Source organism: Cryobacterium roopkundense, from assembly GCF_014200405.1.
GTDB classification, from domain to species: Bacteria; Actinomycetota; Actinomycetes; order Actinomycetales; family Microbacteriaceae; genus Cryobacterium; species Cryobacterium roopkundense.
The window spans coordinates 1,246,000-1,266,222 of the sequence record NZ_JACHBQ010000001.1; the positions used below are offsets into that span (position 1 = coordinate 1,246,000).

A 20,223-nucleotide genomic window follows, 5' to 3' on the forward strand; every position below is an offset into this window, starting at 1 on the left:
CCGCGGTAGGGCTGCCGCAGCGCCTCCGGGGCGGGATTCGCGCCCGCCGTGCCTCGGACGGTTAGGCTGAAATCTCGCGGTCACGATTGCTCGACACCCGCGACCGAGTGTGAACCAGCGGCCGCCGGCGTGACGGCATCCCCGTCCCGAGATCATCAGACAGGCAAGGCGCTATGCTCCAGCTCACCGACCAAGACATTCGGGCGTCCCTCGTGAACGTTTCCCTGCGGGAGCGAAAGGGCCTGACCCTTCCGGCAAACTTCGCCGACCTCTGGTGGGAAAAGCTGGACTACCTGGGTTGGCGAGACCCCAAGATCCCGGGTATCGGTTACGTGATCGTCGAGCTGGAGAGCGGCCCGGTCGGCATCCTGCTGAGCCAGGCGAAGGGGCGAATGCAGACGCGTCCCCAGTGCTCGTGGTGCACCGACGTGCAGCTGCCTAACGAGGTAGTCTTCCTCAGCGCCAAACGCGCCGGGCCGGCAGGGCGCAACGGTGACACCATCGCGACACTCGCCTGTGCCAATTTCGAATGCTCGGCCAACGTTCGCAAACTCCCCTCCATGGCCTACATCGGCTTCGATGTCGAGGCCGCCCGTGTGCGCCGCATCGACGCCCTGGGGGAGCACGTTCGCAACTTCGTGAAAGACGTGCGCGACGGCAGCTGAAACGCCGTCGCCGTTGTCTGTGACCGGTCCCGCCCAAGGATCCCGGAAGCCGGATACCCTGTCACAATGACGCACGATCATCCCGCGCTGCTTCGCTGTGGGGACGGAGAGGTGGGCGACGCATGACGACAGACGGCCGAGCGAGGGGGATCGTGCGCGAGGGACCGTGGGGCTTCGTCTTTCTATTGGCCTACATCGGAGCGGCCATCTACTTCGTGTCGGTGTCGGATGGATCCTTTTGGGGCGTCATTCTCGGGTTGCTCCAGGCGATCGTCTGGCCCGTCTACGTCGTGTACAACGTGCTGCTGTCGATGGGCGCCTGACCCCGGCACAGCGACGTACGATCAAGGGATGCCTCCGCGTTCACCCCTCCCGCAACGACACGGGCTCGACGCTGCGTGGGTGTGCACTCCGGAGCGCTCTCCGCACGAGCCCTGGGCGACCATGGGGGACTGGCTTCAGGAGCGGATGTCGCACGTCGTCGACGTGACAGGTTTCCTGGCCCGGGAGCGTTTTGTTTCTGAGGCGGGAGAACCGGTTCTCCCGTGTGACCCCTACCGGCCGAACACCTTCGTATGGTTTCATCGCGATCTGGCCGAGGAAACTGTGGTGCCGGGACTCCTTCACGTGGTTTACCGTGATGAACGCATCGTGGTGATCGACAAGCCGGCCTTTCTCTCGACGATTCCACGTGGCCGGCATGTGGTGCAGAGCGTGGTTGTTCGCCTGCGCGCCCAGCTCGAGCTTCCCGAACTCTCGCCGCTGCATCGCCTGGACCGCGTAACGTCGGGGTTAGTAGTTCTGGCGACCGAAAGACGCTGGCGTGGGGCGTACCAGTCGATGTTTCAACGCCGGGACGTTGGCAAGACCTACCACGCTCTGGCTCCGCTGCTACCCGGCCTCGAGCTGCCCGTGACCGTTCGTAACCATCTGGCCACGCGTCGCGGGCAGTGGCAGGCCGAAGTCGTGCCCGAGGCGCCGGCCAACGCGGAGTCGCTGATTGAACTCGAGTTGATGCTGGGCGAGATGGCACTCTACAGGTTGACGCCGCGCACCGGTCGCACTCATCAACTTCGCATGCACATGCTGGGCCTCGGGATTCCTATCAACGGTGACCCGCTCTACCCCGTCGTGCAACCCGTCGCGATCGATGATTTCTCCCGCCCGCTCCAGCTCTTGGCGAGCCAACTGCGGTTCACAGACCCCATCGACGGTGGAGAGCGGCAATTCGACAGCGCACGCACGCTCCCGATCCATAGCGAGTACTAGGCCATCAGTCAGTGGATCACGGCGAGCATCACCGCGACTGCTATGAACAGGCTTCCGAACGTGCGGTTGAGGACCTTCTGCCCGCGTGCCGTGTTCGTGAAACGCTGGAAGGACTTCGCGGCTGCTGCGAAGAACAGCCACATCACCACGATGTCGATCAGGACCACCGTGATCGTGAGCACCACATACTGGGGGATCAGGGGCTCGTCGGGACGGATGAACTGCGGCATGAACGCGAGGAAGAACACGAGAGCCTTGGGGTTGAGCATGTTGACCCAGAGGCCCCGACGGAACATCGACCAGGCGGGCTCGCGGGTGAGTGGCACCGCCAGATCCCGGTCAGGGTCTGGCCTGTGCAGGAAGAGCCGGATGCCCAGAAATACCAAGTAAGCCGCTCCGGCGTACCTGATGATGTTGAAGAGTACGGGCGACCCGGCCACGAGCACCCCGACGCCGAGGGCCACAACGATCACGTGCACGATGAGGGCCACCTGCTGGCCGAAGATTCCCCAGATGGAGCGGCGAAACCCTGAATTCAGCGAGTTGTTCATGGTGTTGATGGCCCCCGCGCCCGGGGTAAAGCTGATCAGGACGCCGGCACCCACGAGGGCCAGCCAGAGAGAAAGTTGCACACGCCAGCGTAACGCGCCACGACGCCCGAGCGCGTCCGCCCGAGGTTCCAGCGCCCTCAGGAGGCTGAGTGGTGAGGGGCCGGGCTAGAACTGCCAGGGAAAGGGGGACCAGTCGGGCTCGCGCCGTTCGAGGAACGCGTCCTTGCCTTCCACGGCCTCGTCGGTGCCGTAGGCCAGACGGGTGGCCTCGCCGGCGAACAGCTGCTGACCGACCAGGCCATCGTCGACGGCGTTGAAGGCATACTTGAGCATGCGGATCGCCGTCGGCGACTTCGTCATGATGGTGTTGGCCCAGTCGAGGGCCGTCGTCTCCAGCTCGGCATGCGGAACCACCGCGTTGACAGCGCCCATCTCGTAGGCGCGCTGGGAGTCGTACGGTCGGGCCAGGAAGAACACCTCGCGCGCGAATTTCTGCCCCACGTGCTGTGCGAAGTACGCGCTGCCGTAACCGGCGTCGAAGGACCCGACATCGGCATCCGTTTGCTTGAACATGCCGTGTTCCTTGCTGGAGATCGTGAGATCGCACACGACGTGCAGGGAGTGGCCGCCGCCGGCCGCCCAGCCGGGAACGACGGCGATGACGACCTTGGGCATGAAGCGGATGAGGCGCTGCACTTCGAGGATGTGCAGTCGCCCGGTGCTAACGGTGCCGTCCCGGTATTGGTAACCGTCGCGGCCACGGATTCGCTGGTCGCCGCCGGAGCAGAACGCCCAGCCGCCGTCCTTGGGGCTCGGTCCATTGCCGGTGAGGAGCACGACACCGATCTTGGTGTTCTGCCGGGCGTCATCGAGCACGCGGTAGAGCTCATCGACCGTTTGCGGGCGGAAGGCATTGCGCACCTCGGGCCGGTTGAAGGCCACCCGGGCCACTCGGCCGGCATTGTCGTGATGGTACGTGATGTCGGCCAGTGAGGAGAAGCCTTCAACGGGCTTCCACACGGACGGGTCAAAGATCTCGGAAACCTGGGTCATGACTTCAGCTTAAGGCGTGGCGACCGCGCGCGAACCGACGGCGGGGTGGGGTGATCGCGCACGCCACCAAACTCGGTGTGCCGTTCCTGGTTCGGGCCGGGCGGCCGACTTCGACGGCTATGGAACGTCGCTCGTGATTGGGGGAATCGTGGAATTGATCGGTATCCCGTTCCTGCTGGCCAGCCGCCGCCAGCGCGACCCCGCCGATCGCATAACCGCACAAGCGGATGCCGATGGCATCCGCTGATTGGTGCTTGCAGCGTGGATAGACCAGCGCAAAATGCAACCAAATGGTTGTATATGACGTGCTGGATGAGCACATCGATCGCATCTTCCATGCGCTCGCCGATGCGACGCGCCGCGACATCGTCATGCGCGTCGTGCAGGGGGGAGCAGTCGGTGTCGGCGCTCGCGGCGGGCTATGCCATGAGCTTTGCGGCGGTTCAGAAACATGTGGCGATACTCGAGCGGGCCGCGCTCGTGGTGAAGGAACGCCGAGGGAGGGAGCAGCTCGTGCACGGAAACCTGGACGCCGTTCGCCGGGCAACCCTCCTGCTCCAGCATGTTGAAGACCTCTGGCGCTATCGCGCGCAGAGCATCGGTGAAATCCTGTCGGAAGAAAAACTTGGAGAAGGAGAGAAATCATGACACTAGTCAGTTCGCACACAGACCCGGAGGCGCTCACCCTCACATTCGTGGCCGACTTTGACGCGAGCGCGGAGCGCGTGTGGCAGACCTTGGAGGATCCGCGGCAGCTGGAGCGCTGGTGGGGGCCGGAAACCTGGCCCGCCACGTTCCAGCGGCACGACTTCGTTCCCGGTGGCCGCTCGTGGTACTACATGACCGGCCCCGAAGGGGACAAAGTGCATGGCTGGTGGGTGACCGGGGCGATCCAGCGACCGCACCGCCTGGAGTTCGAGGACGGCTTCGCGGACGAAAATGGGGAGCCGACCGGCGAACTGGGGGCAACCCGCGCCGTGATCACCCTGGAGGAAATCGACGGACGCACTCGCATGACCATCGTGAGCACCTTCACGAGCACGGAGCAGCTCGAGCAGATGTTCGCGATGGGCATGGAGGAAGGTATGCGTGAGGCAGTGAGCCAGATCGACGCGATCCTCGCCGACGATTACATGATCTGAGCCGCCGCCTGGTGCCCGTCCTTCTGCCGGCAGTTAGTGCCTGGGGACTGCCGGGTCGATCCGGTCCTGCTTGTTCTTGGCAGCGTCGCCGCGCGTTTTCGCGAGGCTCGCGACGGTCGCCACGGCGATGGTTGCTCCGATGAACACCAAGGAGAACCAGATCGGGATCTCGGGCACCCACAAGACGGGGTCGCCCCCGTTGATGAACGGCAGCTCGTTCACGTGCAGGGCGTGGAAGACAAGTTTCAGGCCGATGAAGCCGAGGATGACGGCGAGACCCTGCGACAGGTACACGAGGCGCTCCAACAGGCCGCCGATCAGGAAGAACAGCTGGCGCAGGCCCATGAGAGCGAAGGCGTTCGCGGTGAACACGATGTAAGCCTCCGACGTGAGGCCGTAGATCGCCGGGATGGAGTCGATCGCGAACACCAGGTCGATGAAGCCGATCGCGATGATTGTGAGGAGCATCGGGGTGATGAACCGCTTGCCGTTGATCTTCGTCGTGAGGCGATCGCCGTCGTACTCGTCGGAAACGGGCAGAACGCGTCGCGCCACTCGTACGAAAAGGTTGTTTGCCGGGTCACCACTGTGGCCCTTCACCTGCATGTACGCGAGAACGAAGAGAAGAGCACCGAAGAGGTAGAACACCCACGAGAAATTCTCAATGAGGGCGGCTCCCACCGCAATGAACCCACCGCGCATGATGAGCGCAATGATGATGCCGAACATCAGCACCTTCTGCTGGTAGGCCTTCGGCACGGAGAATGCCGCCATCACGATCAAGAACACGAAGAGGTTGTCGATCGAAAGCGCCTTTTCGGTGAGGTATCCGGCGAAATATTCGCCGCCATACCGCCAACCGGACACGACGCCGACGCCGACTCCGAACAGCAGCGCCAGGCCGATATAGAAGGCGGACCAGCGCGCGGATTCACCGACCGTGGGCTCGTGGGGCTTGCGCACGTGCGCGAAAAACTCGTAGGCGAAGAAGGCGATCGTCACACCAATGGTGATGATCCAGATGAGGGGAGTGATGTTCACGGTGAGCTCCAGGGCATGGGGGGATGGACGGAGATCAAGGTCTCTTCCACCCGGTACGCCGGTGAGGGCGATCGAGCCGACTTCCCGGGACACTGCGTTGAGTCCGTATTGACGAGTAAGCCGCGTGGGAGTACTCCCCTTGCTTAGCCAATGTTAGGTGAAAGTAGCTGGGAAGTTGCCTGCGCCGTAGGATCCAGTCATGCCTGATTCGTCGTCACCCCGCCTGCCGCGCTGGTTGCGAAGCACTGAGGAGTTGCCGGTCGCGCGGTCACGCAGCCGGATTTCGTCGTATCTCTACGGGAACATCCTCGTGCTCGCGGCTGTGTTCGCGTCGACGCCTGACAGCATCCTGAATTGGTCGGCAGAGGTCGTCGTTGCAGCAACCACGCTGACAACGTTTCTCGCCCACGTCGTCGCCCACGGGGTCGCCCAGCAACTGGGTCGAACTGACGAGGACGCGCAACTGCACCTGCGGCGCGAACTTCGAGACGCCGTGCCGATCCTCACGTCCGGTACGCTGCCGATCGTGATGCTGACCCTCGGGGCGCTCACAATTCTCCCGCCCGCAGTGGCAGAACTGAGCGCGGCGCTGATTCTGGTCGTGCGGATCGCCCTGACCGGAATCCTTGTGGAACGCATGTCGCACAACAAACTGTCCCTCGGCGTAGTGTGGACGGGGATTGCCCTGGCGGGCCTGAGCCTCGTGATCGTGGCACTGAAACAACTGCTCATTCACTGACCGATATGGACGCTCGCCCCTCGACCTCAACAAAGGAATCACCTGTGACTAGCACGCCGTCCCTGATCGTCTTCGATGTCAACGAAACCCTGTCCGACATGGCGCCACTGCAAGCGCGCTTTGACGACATCGGCGTGCCCGGACATCTCGCACACGTCTGGTTCGCCGCACTCTTGCGCGACGGATTCGCGCTTGCGGCCGCCGGAGGCAGTGCGCCGTTCGCCGTGATCGGTGCCGATCTGCTGGGGAGGATGTTCCGCGATGTTCCCCTGAATCGGGATCTCGACGAGGCCGTGCAGCACGTCATGTCCAGTTTCCTGGGGCTGAGCCTGAATCCGGACATCGCCGAGGGAATCCACGCACTGAAACGCGGTGGCCTCCGTCTCGTGACCCTGTCCAACGGCTCCGCGCAGGTCGCGCAGGCACTGCTGAGCAGCGGGGGGCTCCGGAACGACTTCGAGGCGCTCTTGAGCGTCGATGACGCCCCCGCATGGAAACCGGCCCCGGCCGCCTATGCCTACGCAGCGGATGCCTGTGGCGTGGCCGTCGCGGACATGCTCCTCGTCGCCGTGCACCCCTGGGATATCCATGGTGCCGCGCAGGCCGGGCTGCGCACGGCTTGGCTGAACCGCACTGGTGAGGCCTACCCCGGGTACTTCAGGGCACCGGACCACACGCTCCGAGAGTTGAAGGACCTCGCCGCCGCCCTCGCGTAGCCCGCAGCATCCGTAGCGCGCCATCACCCCGACGCGGGCGAGTCCGTAGGCTGAGGCAATGACTGCCGTCCCCGCCGATCCCCGCTCCGAGCTCGCAGCCCTGTGTCGGCGCGGTCTCGACTGGGGCACCGACATCACGCGTGTGCTGCCCAATTCGTCGACCGCGCGGAGGGCGGCCGTGCTCGTGCTTTTCGGCGTGCTCGACTCCGTGCCCGCCCGGTCGGCGAGCCTGGTGGCGCCCGACCTGGATGTGCTGCTGCTTCGCCGGGCGGCCACGCTCGGCAGTCACCCCGGGCAGATCGCGTTTCCGGGCGGACGGCTTGAGGCAACGGATGCCGGCCCCGTCGCCGCCGCTGTCCGCGAGGCCGCCGAAGAAACCGGGCTGGACCCGGCCGCGATCGACCCGCTCGGCACCCTGCCCGACCTTGCGGTGCCGGTCAGCAACCATGTCGTTACGCCCGTGCCCGCGGGGTGGACGCACCCCTCCGAGGTCGCGGCCGTCGACCACGACGAAACCGTAGAGGTGTTCCGCGTCCCCGTGGCGGACCTGCTCGAGCCGGCCAACCGGTCCAGTACCCTGCACCGGGTGGGGCACCGCACGGTCCGGGCACCGGCATTCACCGTGGGGGGCCGCCTCGTCTGGGGCTTCACCGCGATCGTTCTGTCGCGGATGTTCGATGAGCTGGGCTGGGCCGGGAGCTGGGACGCCAGCAGAGTCGTTCATCCCGACAGCTGACCGCACGACGCCGCGAGGCATCCGTGGCGGCCCAGGCGGCGCCGGTCAGCGCGAGACCGTGCCGGTGAGGGAGGCGATAGCGCGGAGCACGACAGGGCGAGCGGCGAACCAGGCCAGGATCATCAGCACCAGGGCACCGGCGAAGATCCAGAACCCGAGCCAGCCGTCGTCGTTCCGTGCCGCGTACATGTGATTGAGATTGCGAAGCGCGCCCGTCGCGAACACCAGGATGACGTGCACGACGATGAAGGCCACGAAGAAGATCATGACGGGAAAGTGCACGGCACGGGCCAGACCGATGGGAAACACTCGGCTGAGCCGACGCGACGTCCACGCCGGGGACATGCGCAGGCCGGTGGCCAGCGCCAGGGGAGCGGCCACGAACACCACCAGGAAGTAGCTGATGGTCTGCACCGCGTTGTAGTTGACCCAGCCGCTTTCCACGGGCCAGTCCAGTGAGGCGTATTGCAGCATGGCGGAGAGCGCATTCGGGAAGATGTCCCACGTGACGGGAACGAGGCGCAGCCACTGCCCGGTCGCGAACAGAAGGATATAAAACAGCACACCGTTCGCGACCCACAGGGTGTCGAACGTGATGTGCAGCCACACATTGAGGCTCATGCGAGTCGACGGCTTGCGCGTACGGAGCAGTCCTGTGTTGTTGCGCTTCCAAAACATCGTCGGACGCTTCGTGGTGCGAATCTGCCACCCGGAACGGATCACAAACAGAATGAAGAACGCGTTCAGGCCGTGCTGCCAGTTCAGCCAAGCCGGAAAGCCGACGGGCGCCGACTCCGGCAGCGTGGTCGTGCCCGGGTACTCGCCGAGGAACGCCTGCACGTCGGGCAGAGAGCGGATGCCGCGGGCGGCGAGTACGACGCCCGCCAGCACCAGAATTGCCAGCGGAATGATCCAGACGAGCGTGAACCACCGGTTTTCCCGGAGAGCGGCGAGGCGGCTGCCAGTGGCCGGCGTGGGTGACCGCGTCGTTTTCATGATGTGTCTCCTGCGTGCATTTTCAGTGATCCGTCTGTCTGGAAGCCTAGCGCCCGGTGCGGGTGGCGCCGTGGCTCGCAAGCTGCCAGCATGGGGCATGCCGAAATCATCGCTCGTGCTTGGTCCCCTTCTCCGGTACGTCGACGAGGTATCGGCGAGCATCTGGGTGGAAACCCGGGCCTTCTCCCACGTCACCGTGACAGCCGGGGAACGGTCCTGGACCACCCGCACCTTCGCCGCGCACGGGCACCACTATGCCCTGGTGGCGGTCGAGGGGTTGCAGCCGGGCAGCGTCACTCCGTACACCGTACAGATCGATGGCGCGCAGGTGTGGCCCCCGGCGAACTCCGCCTTTCCGGCATCCGTTATCGCGACCCTCACCCACGAAAAGCCACTGCGTATTTCGTTCGGCTCGTGCCGAACCAGTGTGCCGCACGACAAGAAGACCAATCGAACGCACGGAGTGGATGCCCTCCGCGCGTACGCCATGCATATGGCGGCGCAAGACGGCAGCCTGGCCTGGCCCGACCTGATCCTCTTTCTCGGAGACCAAGTTTACGCCGATGTCACGAGCGAGGCGATGCGGCAGTTCATCAGTGCTAAGCGCGACATCACCCAGTCGCCGGGTACCGAGCTGGCCGATTTCGAGGAATACGCGCAGCTCTACAATCTCGCGTGGTCGGACGAGGCTAACCGCTGGTTGCTCTCGACCGTGCCGACGGCGATGATCTTCGACGACCACGACATTCGTGACGACTGGAACGCATCCCTCAGCTGGAAGAGGGAGATGGAAGCCACGGCCTGGTGGAAGGATCGCATCGTCTCGGGACTCGGGTCGTACTGGGTGTACCAGCACCTCGGCAATCTCTCTCCGGGCGAGCGAGCCGACGATGACATCTGGCAACAGATCATGGCCCACGAAGCGGATGCCGGCGCGGGGGCTGAGCTCGACCTCACCGCCACCCTCGACGCGTTCGCCGAGCGGTGTGACCAGGAGCCGACAACGTACCGGTGGAGCTATTGCCGCGACTTCGGCGACGCGCGGCTGATCGTGATCGATTCGCGCGCCGCACGGGTGCTCGATCCGGAACGGCGGTCGCTCCTGGACGACTCGGAGACGGCGTGGCTCGACGCACACATGCGCGGAGGGTTTCGCCATATCTTCGTAGCCACGTCGTTGCCGTTCCTGCTCCCCACAGGACTGCACAACATGGAGTCCTGGGATGAGGCGATCTCCGAGGGAGCGTGGGGTCCCCGCGCGGCCCGAATCGGGGAGAACCTGCGCCAAGCGTTCGACCTGGAACACTGGGGCGCCTTTCAGAAGAGTTTCCGCGAGGTGGCGGGCATGGCATCCGAAATCGCGGATGGTGTGCGCGGCACCGCCCCGGAGTCCGTCGTGTTTCTCTCCGGCGACGTGCACTTCTCCTACGTCGCAGAGGTCGAACGTACGTCGGGGAGCCGCATCGTGCAGGCCGTCTGCTCACCGATTCGCAACCCGCTGCCCGTTGCGATGCGCTCGTTCGCCGCGATCGTGGCCTACGGGATCGCGAACCGGCTCAGCAGAAGGCTGGCCCGATCGGCGAAGGTGGCGCCGCCGCCCATCACATGGACCGGGCTCAAGGGGCCGTGGTTCGAAAACGGTCTCGCCACCCTGGCCGTCACGCCGCTGGGACTGCGGATCTGGTGGATGACCGGCATCATCGACAACGACGACCTCGAGCATCCGAGGATGCGGGAGATCGCCGCGATCACGGTTGGCGGGCGTCCGTAGGGCGGGCCGTCAGCTGCCCGAGGTGGGCTCCAGCGGGCCGCCGGGAGCCCACTCGACCTCGCTTTCGGATTCGCGCTGGCGAAAGATGTCGAGCTGGCGGCGCCGTGAGTCGCTGAGGACTCCGGTCAGGTCGCGCTGTGCGGAGTGTTCAGGGGACGATGCGGGGAGAAGGGTTTCCGAGTTCATGGCGTGACCACGTTTCTGTCGGGGGAGGGGAGGGCCGCTGCGAGGGAGGGGCCGTCGGGGGCCGTTCCCTGTCGAGGGCCGACGAGGCGGGAGCCTGTCGCCGGGGTCTTGCTCGTCGTCGTCCGCCGTGACGGACTCGCACGTTCGCACGCCTTTTTCGAGAAAAGTGGGTGCCTGAGAGGAATAGTATTGGAATCCATCGGGGATGTCAACGAAGTTCTGTCGTCCACTACCCCAATTCGCGGGCCCGGTCGATAATCGCTGGATACACACCCATCACTGAGGAGGCAGACCCATGACCAACACACGGCTCAACCCCTACCTGGGCTTCCGTGACACCGCAGAGAAGGCGATGGATTTCTATCAGTCAGTGTTCGGAGGAGAGCTGACCAAGAGCACGTTCGCCGAGTTCCACGCCAGCGAAGACCCGACCGAGCAGGACAAGCTCATGCACTCCGAACTCAAGACAGCCGCTGGCCTCACTCTGATGGCCGCCGACACGCCGAACAGTATGGAGTTCACGATCGGCTCCAACTACTCGGTGTCTCTCAGCGGCGACGACGAGGCAGAACTGCGCAGCTATTGGGACAAGCTGGTTGCCGACGGAACCGTCACGGTGCCGCTGGAGAAGGCGCCCTGGGGCGACAGCTTCGGCATGTGCACCGATCAGTTCGGCGTCAGCTGGCTCGTGAACATGGCGAGCCCCCAGGGCAGCATGGCCGAGCAGTCCCGCCCGGAGAGCGAGGCCGATACTGTGTGACGCGACACGCCACCCGCCGTCGCCCCCCTGAGGGGGCGATCGTTCGATGTGGCATTCCTGCCCGTCTCCCGGTCGACGGACGAAGCGCCGCGACCTAGGCTGGCAGTCATGACCGGCAAGCAGGAGCCCAAGGATTCGCGCCTGAACGCGGCGCGCTACCAGGTCGAGCGGATGTCACCCGCGGCACCGCAGAGGCCTGAGAGCGACCCGAACACGGCCGGCCAATCCGGCATGGACGCCCGGGAGCACTTCGTCGAAATGGCCATTCAGCAGGCCATTCGTCGGGGGGAATTCGACAACCTTCCCGGGGCGGGTAAGCCGCTCGAGAACCTGCGGCATGGCTATGACCCGGACTGGTGGATTCGCCAGAAGATTGAGAGCGAGAAGATCACCGGGCTTGGGCCGCCCGCGCTCACGCTGCGCGCCGAGGACGCGGCCCTCGACATCCGCTTAGCTAGAGCCAGTTCGGAAGCCGGTGTGCGCGAGATTCTCGAAGACTTCAACAAACGGGTGATCGCGGCCAGACGCCAGCTGCTGGGCGGGCCGCCGGTCGTCACGCCAACCCGTGACGTGGCCGAGGAGATTCGCGAATGGCGGGAGCGGCGGGCTGCTCGCGGCCACGAGCTTGCTCGCCAGCGGGAACGTGAGGCCGCGGAACTCGCGGCGATGACGTGGCGGGAACGACGCCGAGCACGCCGACCCCGGTAGCAGGCGGCCTGCCTCTGGCGTAGTGACCGCTTCCATGCACTGCCGCACCTTCACCGGTTGGTCCCCCCAGCCCCTGACTCGACGTCGACATGCCCGGTCCGTGGCCAATTCAGGAGATTCGTCGGTGAGTAGCGCCAGGACCGCGGAATCCGTGGGGTGGCAGTGTCATCAGACGTTGAGACTCCTGAGTTGGCTACCGCCGGGGGCTGGCGGTAGCCCCCGCGAAGGCTCAGTCTCCGGGCATAGACCAGCTGAGCGCCGGCGCGAAACACTCTAGGCTTGCTCCATGGCACTCTTGTATCAGGCCGAATTGCGGCCGACAAAGACCGAGCTCCTCTCCGAGTGGGCACCGACCCAGCCGTGGTTTGTAGGGGAGGCAGCCGTGGGTGTCACAAGCGTCACGGCCTTCCGCCTCGATGATCCCGCCGGCGAGGTCGGGCTCGAAACAATCCTCCTCCAGGCCGGAAGCGGCCCGGTCATGCACGTGCCGGTGACCTATCGCGGGGCGCCGCTCGAGGGCGCCGAAGCCTGGCTCGTGGGCACCATGGAGCACTCTGTTCTGGGGCATCGCTGGGTCTATGACGCGACCGGCGACCCGGTCTACCTGGCCGCCGTGGCGACGGCCGCGCTCACCGGGAGCGGCCAGGCCGAGCAATACGTCGAAACGAATGGGCAGCGAGTTCTCCGCGCATCGACGGCGATTGTCGCCGGCAGTGGCCAGCCGGGCTCGCCCGTTCCGTCGGTGACCTCGCTCGGCGCGGTGTCGACTCGCTCTGAGGGCGGCGCGACAAGGGTGGCAGCAGGCGCGCTTCGCTTCGCCGTTGCCCGTGAGGTCGGCACGCTTGACGCCGATCTCAGCGGTGACGCGCCGCACGGCATCCTGACAGTCGCCTGGGCGGGCCAGCCGGAACCGCGAACGCTCGTTCAGGTCTGGGGCGCCGCGCCCTAGGAGCGTGGGTCAGTAACACCAAAGTTTAAAACGCCGGTCGATTTCCCGGGCTTGGGGTGTTGGTCTGGGAAAATTGCGTATGAGCGATTCTGATGGCCTCTTCCCCGCGACGGAACTTGAGCACGTTGACGTGGTCGTGGATGACGGTGTTGAGGCGGGGGCCGGTGTGAACAAACGGTTCCGGGCATTTGAGCCGGCGGCGGTGATGTTGGTGCCGCCGTCGTTGGATGAGTGGTTGCCGCAGAATCACCTGTCTCGGTTCATCGCGGATATCGTTGAAACTCAGCTGGATCTGAAGAAGTTCTACGCCTCTTACGCGAAGTCGAAGGGGCAGCCGCCCTATGACCCACGGTTGATGGTCCGGGTGCTCCTTTACGGGTATTGTGTCGGAGTTCGCTCGTCACGGGAGTTGGAGCGGGTGTGCGTGGACGTGGTCGCGTTTCGCTGGTTGGCGGCGCAGCAGGCACCTGATTTTCGTTCCATCGCCCGGTTCCGAAAACGCCACCTCTCCAGTCTGGGGAACGTGTTCTTGCAGGCGTTGGAACTGTGCCGTGCGGCCGGAATGGTCTCGCTCGGGCAGGTCGCGTTGGACGGCACGAAAGTGCGCGCGAATGCCTCTCGGCGCAAGGCGATGAGTTACGCCCGCCTGACGGAGAAGCAGAAAGTCCTCGCCGACGAAGTCTCTGCGCTGCTGGCGGAGGCGGACGCGATCGATGACGCGGAGGACGCTCGTTTCGGAAAGGACAAACGCGGTGATGAGTTGCCGCCGGAGCTTGCCCGGCGGGAGTCACGCTTGGTGAAACTGGCCGAAGCGCGCGCTGGCTTGGAGGCAGCTGCAGCGGCGCGGGCGCGGAAAGACGCGGAGAAGAAGGCCAGGGACAAGGGCGACGATGACGATACTGTGGCGCAGAAGGGTGACGACGCGGCGAAGAACGCCGTTGTTGCTCCGAAGGCTCAACGCAACTTCACCGACCCGGATTCACGGATCATGAAGACCGCCGACGGATCGTTCCACTACGCCTACAACGCACAGGCCATCGTTGATGCCGACCATCAGATCATCGTCGCGACGACGCTGACGAATATTGGCGTGGATGTTGAACAGGTCGTGCCGCTGGTCGAGAAACTCCACGCCACGACCGGCGTCCTGCCCCGGCAGGTCCTGGCGGATGCCGGGTATTGTTCCGCAACAAATCTGGACTACGCGAAGACTGTTGAAGATGGCAGCGACGGCCGGACCGAGTTTTTCATCGCGACCGGCCGGGTCAAGCACGGCGAGCGTGTTCCTGAAGTTCCTCGGGGCCGGATCCCGGCCAATGCGACGCTGCGGGAACGCATGGCGCGGAAGCTCAAGACGAAGAAAGGCCGCGCCGTTTATGCGCGGCGCAAAGCGATCGTGGAGCCCGTGTTCGGTCAGATCCACACTCGGCAAGGCAAATTCGTGTTGCTGCGCGGGTTGGAGCAAGCCGCCCACGAATGGGACCTGATCGCGGCTTGCCACAACCTGATGAAGCTACACACCATGCAAACTAAAGCGCTGCTGGCCGCGCCAAGCGCCCTAACAGCCCGAACGGCCACCTAAACATCAAGGCGGGACTGCCCCGGCGGGCGGCAACGGCCCCGGCCTGCGCCGTCAACGCAGCACTGGCCCTATTTTCAGTCGGCACACGAACAACGCCAACCCGAACGACTCAACCACCGGACAAGAAACCCCCGACCGCACAGACGGTCCTGAACGGCAATTCCTCACACCAAGGTCGAATAGGCGTTACTGACACACGCTCCTAGGCTTTGTGGTCGCTTTCCCTCATGGCACTTGTCGGTGAGGCGGGCACTCGTCTGAACGAGTGCCGGCCTGCAGAACGAGTGCCACGAGGGCTCGGGTTAAACTGCTGACGCCCCACCCGGAGGCGGGGCGTCAGCCGGTCGAGCTACGCGCCGTGCGGGCGGCGCTCGGGGCCCTGGCGGCTTGCGCCGCCGCGGTCGGCCTTGAGCTCAATGAGCTTGCCGCTGATGCGGGTGCCGGAGAGCTTCGAGAACACATCGCTCGAGAGGTCAGCCGGAAGTTCGACCAGGGAGAAGTCGGGCAGGATCTTGATGTGCCCGAAGTCGTCGCGGCTCAGGCCGCCCTCGTTCGCGAGGGCTCCCACGATCTGGCGGGGCTCCACCTTGTGACGCTTGCCCACCTCGATGCGGTACTGCGACATCGGCTTGCCGCTCGAACGCACGGGGCGTTCGCTGCGCAGCGGGCGATCTGCGTCGCGGCTGTCGCGACGGTCGCCGCGGTCACGGTCGGGGCGGTCGCTGCGTTCCTCACGGGCGAAGCGCTGCGCGCGGGCATCTTCGGGGGAGAGCAGCAGGGGGGTCTCGCCCTGGGCGACAACGGCGAGGGCCGCGGCCACGTCGGCCTCCGGCACGTCGTGGTGTGAAACGTAGTGGCCCACGATGTCGCGGAACATGCTGATGCGGTCGGACTGGCCGAGCGCCTCGGTGATCGCGTCGTCGAAGCGCGCGAGACGTGTGACGTTCACGTCTTCCACGCTCGGCAGCTGCATCTGCGTGAGCGGCTGGCGGGTGGCCTTCTCGATGGCGCTGAGCAGGCGGCGCTCGCGCGGCGTCACGAAGCTGATCGCAGCACCGCTGCGTCCGGCGCGGCCGGTGCGGCCGATGCGGTGCACGTAGGACTCGGTGTCAATCGGGATGTCGTAGTTGACTACGTGGCTGATGCGCTCCACGTCGAGGCCGCGGGCCGCGACATCCGTTGCAACGAGAATGTCGAGCTTGCCCGACTTGAGCTGGTTCACGGTGCGTTCACGCTGCACCTGCTGAACATCGCCGTTGATAGCGGCGGCCGAATAGCCACGGGCACGCAGCTTTTCGGCGAGCAGCTCTGTCTCGTTCTTGGTGCGCGTGAACACGATCATGCCCTCGAAGTCCTCCACCTCGAGGATGCGCGTGAGGGCGTCGACCTTCTGCGGGTACGAGACCATCAGATAGCGCTGCGTGGTGTTCGCGGAGGTCGTGGTCTTGTTCTTGACCGTGATCTCTTCGGGGTCGTTCAGGTACTTCTTCGAGATGCGGCGGATCTGCGCGGGCATCGTGGCCGAAAAGAGCGCGACCTGCTTGTCGTTGGGGGTGTCGGCGAGGATCGTCTCGACGTCTTCTGCGAAGCCCATCTTGAGCATCTCATCGGCCTCGTCGAGCACGAGGTACTTGAGCGCCGAGAGGTCGAGGGTGCCCTTTTCGAGGTGGTCCATGATGCGGCCAGGAGTACCGACAACGATGTGCACGCCGCGGCGCAGCGCGGAGAGCTGCACGCCGTAGCCCTGTCCGCCGTATACGGGAAGCACGTGCACCCCGCGCATGTGGGCGCCGTACTTCTCGAACGCCTCGCACACCTGCAGCGCGAGCTCGCGCGTGGGGGCGAGCACGAGGGCCTGCGGGGTCTTCTGCGCCATGTCCAGGCGGGAAAGGATGGGCAGCGCGAACGCGGCCGTCTTTCCGGTACCCGTCTGGGCGAGTCCGACTACGTCGCGGCCGGCGAGCAGCGGGGGGATGGTGGCGGCCTGAATGGCCGACGGCGTCTCGTATCCAACGTCTTTGAGTGCTTTGAGCATCGCATCATTGAGCCCGAGGTCAGCAAAGGTCTTGGTTGTGCGGGCAGTGTCTGCCTCGGTCTGTTCTGTGGTGTCTTGCGGCGTCATACTACCAATGGTATTCCCTCACGGGCAGCGCCCTGTTCGAGGGACTGCAATTGGAAGTTATGAGCGGATGCTGCAAGCACCGGCTCGGGGATATTGGCCCCTGACGGGGGTGCTGTACGTTTTGAGTAAGAGATTTCTTGAACGTGCACGGTTGGGGAGCGATTGATGGGTGCGGGCGACGGGCGCTGGTCGATCGATATTGCAGCTACGCAGCACATTTTGGCTGCCGTCGACGCCACGATTGAGGACTTCGACACGGATGCGCGCAGGCTGTCCGAGGCAATCCGGGCGGCCAGTGAAACCGCCGGCGCGTCCAAGACGGGTGCCGCTCTGGTGAACGTCGTGAATGAGCTGTTGATGTCTGAGATCGTCGCTGCCAAGACGCATGCGATGAACGCCTCCACGCAGACATCCGCTGCTGTGAACGCCTACATACAGGGGGACCTCGAGATGGCGCAGAACATGACGACGACGATGGACCCGTGATCGCCCTGTCGTCGGTCGCCACCCTTCCCGATGCGGGGGCGCTTGAGGCCAATGCGGACTCCATCGGCACTCATGCCGGCGACGTTGCATCCACTGCCGAGACCTGCAAGAGCCAGTGGGCTGGAATGTCCACGGCTTACAGCGCGCCGGAAGAAGGCATCGTGCACGGCGCGATGGATTCGGTCGTGACCATCAGCGCTCGGGCCGTCACCGCGGTAGAGACGGTGAGGACGGCGCTGCGCACCTATGCCACCGAGCTCGCCATGCTCGAGACGCGGCGTGCTGTGCTGATCGAGGACGTCATTGACCACAATGCCAGCCCCGAGGCGTGTCTCGCGGACCCTGTCGACGAGGCGGCGCGGGTGGAAACGGCGCGCCTGGCAACGTCAGGCCTCGTGGCCCGGGTGAATGCGTTCAATGCCGCCGCCTTGCAATCCGATACCGACTGCGCGTCGGATCTGGCGCGCCTCACGACAGGGGTTCCCACTCTGCTCACGACCGGTGCCGGTGGCATCGTCGGCGGTGTCGTAATCGGTCTCGGGGCCGTTTTGTTGGAACGGTATCGCCGATTCCTGGTGCCTGGGGCCAACTTCCGTGTGCCCACCGACCTACGCGTTGACACCAATCTCACACACTTTCGCGGAGCGATGTGGGCGACGACCGCGAGCGGGCTTTTCATTCCACCCGGCTCTCGGCCCCCACTCGACCCAACGGGTCGTCAGTTCACCGGCTTCCAGTCCAAGGGCTCCCTGACCCCGACTCCCGGCTCCGCCTTTTCCCCCGCAGCGGCCGGACAACCCGGCCTGGTGAAATGGGGTGCACGCGGCCTCGGCGGCGCCGGAGTGGGCTTGACCCTCTGGGGCGAATACAGCTCTCAGTACAACTCCGACCAGGCCGAGCATCCGGAGCGGTCGGAGGAGAAGCTCCAGACGAACGCGGTCACGAACGCGGCCGTCGTGGGCGGGGCATCGGCCGCGGGCGCTTGGGGCGGAGCGGTCGGAGGGGCCAAGGCCGGTGCCATCATCGGGACTTTCTTCGGTCCGGGTGTCGGCACCGTAATCGGTGGCGTCGTTGGTGGCGTCGTGGGTGGAGTCGTTGGAGGACTAGTGGGCAAGAGTGCCGGCGAAGGCATCAAGAACGTGTGGGGAAAGGTCTTCGGATGAGCTGGGTATTGCTTGCAGCCACCATTGCGATGGGAGTGGGCGGCATCCTGGCCTATCGAGGTGTGTGGACATCATGGGCGTCCCGCCCGCTCGGGTACGGCGTCGGTTTCATGCTGCTGTATGTCGCTATCGGCGCTGGCGCGATTCGACTGGCCGAGGTGTTTGTGGACGTCGCCAGCGTGGAGTGGCTGGCCGTCGTGCTTCTCTTTGTCGGGATCGCGGCGATGGTTCTCGCCGTCGTGAGCCTGGTCTGGCTTCCCAAATTTCTGACTCCCCGATGGTTCAATGCGGTGCGTGGACGATGACTGACAGGAGTGTGCCCTCCGGCTATGTTCGCGACGACGCCGGTCTTGTGGCCGTGCTGCGCGCAGAAAGCTGGGAGAGGCCCGCTGCGGATGATGTCGGCGTTGACCTGGCCGCCGTGGATTACGTCGCTCGACTCGTCGATCCCGAAATCCCGTTTCATATGAACGTGGTCGTCACCCATGTCGCGAGCAGCGCGCCGATTGAAGAGGCGTCGAGCCTTGTCATCGCGGCGGCTTACGAGCAGCACCCCGGTGCACTCGTCATCGGCTGCGACAGCTGGATCTGGGCACCATTCCCGGCCCGGTGCATCCGATTCAGCTACCCGGCGGGGGACCTGTCGATCGTCGTGACACGATGGGTGTTCGCGACGGGGCGACACCAGATTCACCTGGTCGCGAGCCGGTCTGCGGAGCAATACGTACTGTCCGACGAGTTCTTCAACGCAATCGCGACCTCGCTCATCTTCTCCGAGGCGGCCTGATGTACCCGAAACTTGATCAGCAGGCCTCCGCGCAGGCGGGCGAGCCCCTGGAGCTGTTGACGCGCATCCGCTCCCAGCAGCCGTTCGTTCCGGCGGGACCTGGTCTGAGTGAGGCGGCCGTCGAACTGCTGGCGGAGGCCGTGCTGAGCGGTCGGTGGTCGAGGTTCAACCTCAAGAAGAGCGGTTCCGAGGAGCTGATCGCGGCCGGCCTGATGGCGGAGAAAGGCATCATCGCTCCCGCGGGCAAGGCCCTCGGTCGTGTCTGGCGCGACCCCCGCGGCATGGTCACGGCGGTGGCGACATACGGCGCCCGCACGACCCTGCTGCGCGCCTGGATTGGTGATGACGCCGCGGTGATCGAAGCCGGGCCGTCCCTCGCCGCGCAGGAGGAGGCATCCGCTCCCGACGACCTGCGTACTCTGCAGATGGTCGGCGTCGGGCACGTGATGGACGTCTTCGCCCGGTGGATCGGCATCGCCCCGGCCTGGGCTTTCGAAATCGAGCCGACCGAAGTGCCGCTGGAGCTCTTTGAGGCGCGCCGGCTTGATGCGAGCGTTGCGCCCCCGGAGAACGCGAACGACTTCCTGGGCCGGCTGTGGGCCGAACCGTGGACGATCTGGATCGTGGGATTCGGGCTCAAGGACGGACCCCGCCTGGCGATGGTCTCGGCCGGGTCGCTCGGCTACCTGCGCTGCGCTGTCGATGAGGAACGCGGCGTGGTCACGTTCGAGATCACGCCTCCCGCGAAGCTCTACTGGGAGCTGTACTCGCTCTTCGGGAACTCCCTGTAGGCGTCCCTCG

The 20,223-nt window shown here is 65.1% G+C and carries 24 protein-coding genes and 1 pseudogene; 19 read left to right on the forward strand and 6 right to left on the reverse strand.

Translation table 11 applies throughout. The features are described from left to right. Positions 1 to 173 precede the first annotated feature (173 nt). From BJ997_RS05830 to BJ997_RS05840, 3 genes are all read left to right on the forward strand, one after another. The gene (locus tag BJ997_RS05830; protein ID WP_035838959.1) at positions 174 to 665 is read left to right on the forward strand and encodes an FBP domain-containing protein; all 492 of its coding nucleotides are present in this window, start codon (positions 174 to 176) and stop codon (positions 663 to 665) included. A 122-nt stretch (positions 666 to 787) separates the two neighbouring features. Further along, the gene (locus BJ997_RS05835; RefSeq protein WP_035838962.1) at positions 788 to 988 is read left to right on the forward strand and encodes a hypothetical protein; all 201 of its coding nucleotides are present in this window, start codon (positions 788 to 790) and stop codon (positions 986 to 988) included. Between the two features lie 28 nt (positions 989 to 1,016). Beyond that, the gene (locus BJ997_RS05840; protein WP_035838965.1) at positions 1,017 to 1,934 is read left to right on the forward strand and encodes a pseudouridine synthase; all 918 of its coding nucleotides are present in this window, start codon (positions 1,017 to 1,019) and stop codon (positions 1,932 to 1,934) included. 8 nt (positions 1,935 to 1,942) lie between these two features. Here BJ997_RS05840 and BJ997_RS05845 read toward each other — a convergent pair whose 3' ends face one another. Together BJ997_RS05845 and BJ997_RS05850 are read right to left on the reverse strand one after the other, a co-directional pair. Next, a complete protein-coding gene (locus BJ997_RS05845; protein WP_035838968.1) occupies positions 1,943 to 2,566 on the reverse strand; it encodes a LysE family transporter in 624 nt (207 codons plus the stop codon). A gap of 84 nt (positions 2,567 to 2,650) precedes the next feature. Then, the gene (locus BJ997_RS05850) at positions 2,651 to 3,538 is read right to left on the reverse strand and encodes a 1,4-dihydroxy-2-naphthoyl-CoA synthase (RefSeq protein ID WP_035838970.1); all 888 of its coding nucleotides are present in this window, start codon (positions 3,536 to 3,538) and stop codon (positions 2,651 to 2,653) included. Positions 3,539 to 3,554: 16 nt separating this feature from the next. On the opposite strand from BJ997_RS05850, the gene BJ997_RS05855 reads away from it, so the two are divergent. From BJ997_RS05855 to BJ997_RS05865, 3 genes and pseudogenes are all read left to right on the forward strand, one after another. Next, positions 3,555 to 3,785, forward strand: a complete 231-nt coding sequence (locus tag BJ997_RS05855) for a hypothetical protein (RefSeq protein WP_035838974.1) — start codon at positions 3,555 to 3,557, stop codon at positions 3,783 to 3,785. 43 nt (positions 3,786 to 3,828) lie between these two features. After that, a pseudogene (locus BJ997_RS05860) lies at positions 3,829 to 4,186 on the forward strand (ArsR/SmtB family transcription factor). After that, positions 4,183 to 4,680 (forward strand): SRPBCC family protein, encoded by a 498-nt coding sequence (locus tag BJ997_RS05865; RefSeq protein ID WP_035838976.1) that lies wholly within the window; start codon positions 4,183 to 4,185, stop codon positions 4,678 to 4,680. Before BJ997_RS05860 ends, BJ997_RS05865 begins: the two are co-directional and overlap by 4 nt. 33 nt (positions 4,681 to 4,713) lie before the next feature. Here the strand turns inward: BJ997_RS05865 and BJ997_RS05870 are convergent, their stop codons facing one another. Continuing rightward, on the reverse strand, positions 4,714 to 5,721 hold the full coding sequence (locus BJ997_RS05870; RefSeq protein ID WP_035838995.1) for a TerC family protein: 1,008 nt from the start codon (positions 5,719 to 5,721) through the stop codon (positions 4,714 to 4,716). A gap of 199 nt (positions 5,722 to 5,920) precedes the next feature. Here BJ997_RS05870 and BJ997_RS05875 point away from each other — a divergent pair, with 199 nt between their 5' ends. Genes BJ997_RS05875 through BJ997_RS05885 form a run of 3 tightly spaced genes read left to right on the forward strand, consistent with a single transcriptional unit; the run spans position 5,921 to position 7,912 of the window. Continuing rightward, positions 5,921 to 6,460 carry a hypothetical protein gene (locus BJ997_RS05875; RefSeq protein ID WP_035838980.1) on the forward strand — a complete coding sequence of 180 codons (540 nt, stop codon included), beginning with the start codon at positions 5,921 to 5,923 and terminating at the stop codon, positions 6,458 to 6,460. 44 nt (positions 6,461 to 6,504) lie between these two features. Next, the gene (locus tag BJ997_RS05880; RefSeq protein ID WP_035838985.1) at positions 6,505 to 7,176 is read left to right on the forward strand and encodes a haloacid dehalogenase type II; all 672 of its coding nucleotides are present in this window, start codon (positions 6,505 to 6,507) and stop codon (positions 7,174 to 7,176) included. Positions 7,177 to 7,234: 58 nt separating this feature from the next. Then, complete coding sequence (locus BJ997_RS05885; RefSeq protein ID WP_035838987.1) at positions 7,235 to 7,912, forward strand: NUDIX hydrolase; 678 nt, start codon at positions 7,235 to 7,237, stop codon at positions 7,910 to 7,912. Between the two features lie 45 nt (positions 7,913 to 7,957). Here BJ997_RS05885 and BJ997_RS05890 read toward each other — a convergent pair whose 3' ends face one another. Beyond that, positions 7,958 to 8,908 (reverse strand): cytochrome b/b6 domain-containing protein, encoded by a 951-nt coding sequence (locus BJ997_RS05890; RefSeq protein ID WP_035838990.1) that lies wholly within the window; start codon positions 8,906 to 8,908, stop codon positions 7,958 to 7,960. 97 nt (positions 8,909 to 9,005) lie between these two features. On the opposite strand from BJ997_RS05890, the gene BJ997_RS05895 reads away from it, so the two are divergent. Continuing rightward, complete coding sequence (locus BJ997_RS05895) at positions 9,006 to 10,679, forward strand: alkaline phosphatase D family protein (RefSeq protein WP_035838997.1); 1,674 nt, start codon at positions 9,006 to 9,008, stop codon at positions 10,677 to 10,679. Positions 10,680 to 10,688: 9 nt separating this feature from the next. Here the strand turns inward: BJ997_RS05895 and BJ997_RS05900 are convergent, their stop codons facing one another. Continuing rightward, positions 10,689 to 10,865, reverse strand: a complete 177-nt coding sequence (locus BJ997_RS05900) for a hypothetical protein (protein ID WP_160175908.1) — start codon at positions 10,863 to 10,865, stop codon at positions 10,689 to 10,691. A gap of 295 nt (positions 10,866 to 11,160) precedes the next feature. Between BJ997_RS05900 and BJ997_RS05905 the strand changes: the two genes are divergently transcribed. The 4 genes from BJ997_RS05905 to BJ997_RS05920 all read left to right on the forward strand — a co-directional run bounded on the left by BJ997_RS05905 (position 11,161) and on the right by BJ997_RS05920 (position 14,864). Beyond that, positions 11,161 to 11,625 carry a VOC family protein gene (locus BJ997_RS05905; protein ID WP_052542583.1) on the forward strand — a complete coding sequence of 155 codons (465 nt, stop codon included), beginning with the start codon at positions 11,161 to 11,163 and terminating at the stop codon, positions 11,623 to 11,625. A gap of 108 nt (positions 11,626 to 11,733) precedes the next feature. Further along, positions 11,734 to 12,333 (forward strand): DnaJ family domain-containing protein, encoded by a 600-nt coding sequence (locus tag BJ997_RS05910; protein WP_035838992.1) that lies wholly within the window; start codon positions 11,734 to 11,736, stop codon positions 12,331 to 12,333. A gap of 286 nt (positions 12,334 to 12,619) precedes the next feature. Then, complete coding sequence (locus tag BJ997_RS05915) at positions 12,620 to 13,282, forward strand: CG0192-related protein (protein ID WP_084141588.1); 663 nt, start codon at positions 12,620 to 12,622, stop codon at positions 13,280 to 13,282. A gap of 166 nt (positions 13,283 to 13,448) precedes the next feature. Beyond that, positions 13,449 to 14,864, forward strand: coding sequence for an IS1182 family transposase (locus BJ997_RS05920; RefSeq protein WP_152602377.1), 1,416 nt, complete (start codon positions 13,449 to 13,451; stop codon positions 14,862 to 14,864). Positions 14,865 to 15,213: 349 nt separating this feature from the next. Here the strand turns inward: BJ997_RS05920 and BJ997_RS05925 are convergent, their stop codons facing one another. Next, positions 15,214 to 16,986 (reverse strand): DEAD/DEAH box helicase, encoded by a 1,773-nt coding sequence (locus BJ997_RS05925; RefSeq protein ID WP_035840080.1) that lies wholly within the window; start codon positions 16,984 to 16,986, stop codon positions 15,214 to 15,216. A gap of 165 nt (positions 16,987 to 17,151) precedes the next feature. On the opposite strand from BJ997_RS05925, the gene BJ997_RS05930 reads away from it, so the two are divergent. Genes BJ997_RS05930 through BJ997_RS05950 form a run of 5 tightly spaced genes read left to right on the forward strand, consistent with a single transcriptional unit; the run spans position 17,152 to position 20,213 of the window. Then, entirely contained in the window at positions 17,152 to 17,472 is a 321-nt protein-coding gene (locus BJ997_RS05930) for a DUF6507 family protein (RefSeq protein ID WP_035840077.1), read from the forward strand. Continuing rightward, on the forward strand, positions 17,469 to 18,635 hold the full coding sequence (locus BJ997_RS05935; protein WP_035840074.1) for a hypothetical protein: 1,167 nt from the start codon (positions 17,469 to 17,471) through the stop codon (positions 18,633 to 18,635). Before BJ997_RS05930 ends, BJ997_RS05935 begins: the two co-directional genes overlap by 4 nt. Continuing rightward, a complete protein-coding gene (locus BJ997_RS05940; protein WP_035840071.1) occupies positions 18,632 to 18,940 on the forward strand; it encodes a hypothetical protein in 309 nt (102 codons plus the stop codon). The genes BJ997_RS05935 and BJ997_RS05940 overlap by 4 nt, the downstream gene beginning before the upstream one ends. After that, complete coding sequence (locus BJ997_RS05945) at positions 18,937 to 19,422, forward strand: hypothetical protein (protein WP_152602351.1); 486 nt, start codon at positions 18,937 to 18,939, stop codon at positions 19,420 to 19,422. The genes BJ997_RS05940 and BJ997_RS05945 overlap by 4 nt, the downstream gene beginning before the upstream one ends. Next, on the forward strand, positions 19,422 to 20,213 hold the full coding sequence (locus BJ997_RS05950) for a hypothetical protein (protein WP_035840065.1): 792 nt from the start codon (positions 19,422 to 19,424) through the stop codon (positions 20,211 to 20,213). Before BJ997_RS05945 ends, BJ997_RS05950 begins: the two co-directional genes overlap by 1 nt. Positions 20,214 to 20,223 lie beyond the last annotated feature (10 nt).